General features: G+C 67.2%; 2 protein-coding genes. Both read right to left on the reverse strand.

Going from position 1 to position 2,904, the window contains the following annotated elements; all coding sequences use genetic code 11:
• Positions 1-1,061 (reverse strand): 2-oxoacid:ferredoxin oxidoreductase subunit beta (locus tag M878_RS60475; protein WP_023546231.1); only part of this gene is annotated, 1,061 nt, incomplete at its 3' end.
• Positions 1,054-2,904 (reverse strand): 2-oxoacid:acceptor oxidoreductase subunit alpha (locus tag M878_RS60480; RefSeq protein ID WP_023546232.1); only part of this gene is annotated, 1,851 nt, incomplete at its 5' end. The genes M878_RS60475 and M878_RS60480, both read right to left, overlap by 8 nt.

Genomic DNA, 2,904 nt, shown 5'->3' on the forward strand with positions numbered 1-2,904 from the left:
CAGCCGATGACTGTCCAGGTGTCCCCGCCTGCCAGGAGTGCGGCGAGGTCGCCCTTGCCTTTCTGTTCGATGGCGGTGTCGAGCTGGTCGGCCATCGCGGTGTCGTAGACGGGGCGTTCGACGGAGCGGAAGACTCCGATCGGGGTCTGGTGCAGGGTGTCGGGGTCGGCGAGGCGGGACAGTGCGAAGGCGGTGGTCGGGGAGGTGGCGTGGGCGTCGTGGACCAGGATGTCCGCCTCGTTGTCCGCGGTGACGGTGACGGCCTCCAGGTCCCCGGTGGCCCGGTTGCGCACGACACCGCGGGCGCCGTCGGTGCCGAAACGGATCGGCTGTCCGTGTTCCAGGCGGATCAGTGCCTCCTGGGCCTGCTGCGTGTCTTTCAGGGCGTCGAAGGCGCCGTCGTTGAAGATGTTGCAGTTCTGGTAGATCTCGATCAGGGCGGTGCCGGGGTGGTCGGCGGCCTGGCGCAGGACCTCGGTCAGGTGTTTGCGGTCGGAGTCGATGGTGCGGGCGACGAAGGACGCTTCCGCGCCGATCGCCAGCGAGACCGGGTTGAACGGGGCGTCCAGGGAGCCCATCGGGGTCGATTTGGTGATCTTGCCGAGTTCGGAGGTCGGCGAGTACTGGCCCTTGGTCAGACCGTAGATCCGGTTGTTGAACAGCAGGATCTTCAGGTTGACGTTGCGGCGCAGGGCGTGGATGAGGTGGTTGCCGCCGATGGACAGCGCGTCGCCGTCACCGGTGACCACCCACACGCTCAGGTCCCGCCTGCTGGTGGCCAGGCCGGTGGCGATGGCCGGGGCGCGGCCGTGGATGGAGTGCATCCCGTAGGTGTTCATGTAGTACGGGAAGCGGGAGGAGCAGCCGATGCCGGAGACGAAGACGATGTTCTCCCTGGCCAGGCCCAGCTCGGGCATGAAGCCCTGGACGGCGGCGAGGATCGCGTAGTCACCGCAGCCCGGGCACCAGCGCACCTCCTGGTCCGACTTGAAGTCCTTCATCGACTGCTTGGCCTCGGCCTTGGGGACCAGCTGCAGCAGCCCGCCTGCGGTGTCAGTCATCGATGGCCTCCTTCAAAGCCCTGGCGAGCTGTTCCGCCTTGAACGGCATGCCGTTGACCTGGTTGTAGGAGTGGGCGTCGACCAGGTACTTCGCCCGGATCAGGGTGGCGAGCTGCCCGAGGTTCATCTCCGGGATCACCACCTTGTCGTACCCCCGCAGCACCTCGCCCAGATTCCGCGGGAAGGGGTTGAGGTGGCGCAGATGGGCCTGGGCGATGGGCTCGCCGGCCCGGCGCAGCCGCCGTACCGCCGCCGTGATCGGCCCGTACGTCGAACCCCAGCCCAGCACCAGCGTCCGCGCGCCGTCCGGGTCATCGACCTCCAGGTCCGCGACCTCGATGCCGTCGATCTTGGCCTGCCGGGTGCGGACCATGAAGTCGTGGTTGGCCGGGTCGTAGGAGATGTTGCCCGTGCCGTCCTGCTTCTCGATACCGCCGATACGGTGCTCCAGACCCGGCGTGCCCGGGATCGCCCACGGCCGGGCCAGAGTCCTGGGATCCCGCTTGTAGGGCCAGAACACCTCACTGCCATCGGCCAGCGTGTGGTTCGCACTGGTGGCGAACTGCACCCGCAGGTCCGGCAGCTCGTCCAGGTCCGGGATCCGCCACGGCTCCGAGCCGTTGGCCAGATACCCGTCGGAGAGCAGCATCACCGGTGTGCGGTACGCCAGCGCGATCCTCGCCGCCTCCAGCGCCGCCCCGAAACAGTCCGCCGGCGTGCGCGGCGCGACGATCGGCACCGGCGCCTCACCGTTGCGCCCGAACATCGCCTGCAGCAGATCCGCCTGCTCGGTCTTGGTCGGCAGACCCGTCGACGGCCCTCCCCGCTGGATGTCCACCACCAGCAGCGGCAGCTCCAGGGACACCGCCAGACCGATCGTCTCGCTCTTCAACGCCACCCCCGGACCCGACGTCGTCGTCACCGCCAGCGACCCGCCGAACGCCGCACCCAAAGCGGCACCGATCCCCGCGATCTCGTCCTCCGCCTGGAACGTGCGCACACCGAAGTTCTTGTGCCGGGACAGCTCATGCAGGATGTCGGACGCCGGCGTGATCGGGTACGAGCCCAAAAACAGCGGCAGATCCGCCTGCCGGGAAGCAGTGATCAGACCGTAAGCCAGGGCGAGGTTGCCGGAAATATTGCGGTAGGTACCCACCGGGAACGCCTTCGCGGCCGGGGCGACCTCGAAGGAGACCGCGAAGTCCTCCGTCGTCTCCCCGAAATTCCAGCCCGCACGGAACGCCGCGATGTTCGCCGCCATGATCTCAGGCTTCTTCGCGAACTTCGACCTCAGGAACCTCTCCGTGCCCTCAGTGGGCCGGTGGTACATCCACGACAGCAGACCCAGCGCGAACATGTTCTTGCTCCGCTCGGCCTCCTTACGGGAAAGATCGAACTCCTTCAGCGCCTGAACCGTCAGCGTGGTCAACGGCACCGGGTGCAGGCTGTAACCGTCCAGCGAACCGTCCTGAAGCGGGGAAGCGGCATAGCCCACCTTCTGCAGGGCACGCTTGGTGAACTCGTCCGTGTTCACGATGATCTCCGCACCCCGCGGCAGATCACCCACGTTCGCCTTCAACGCGGCCGGGTTCATCGCGACCAGCACATTCGGCGCATCCCCCGGAGTGAGGATGTCATGATCGGCGAAATGAAGCTGGAAGCTGGAGACGCCGGGCAGAGTGCCCGCGGGCGCGCGGATCTCAGCGGGGAAGTTCGGAAGAGTGGAAAGGTCGTTACCGAAGGACGCAGTCTCCGAGGTGAACCGGTCACCGGTGAGCTGCATACCGTCACCCGAGTCCCCCGCGAACCGGATGATCACCCGGTCCAGACGCCGCACATCCTT

The sequence above is a fragment of the Streptomyces roseochromogenus subsp. oscitans DS 12.976 genome, assembly GCF_000497445.1.
GTDB lineage: Bacteria > Actinomycetota > Actinomycetes > Streptomycetales > Streptomycetaceae > Streptomyces > Streptomyces oscitans.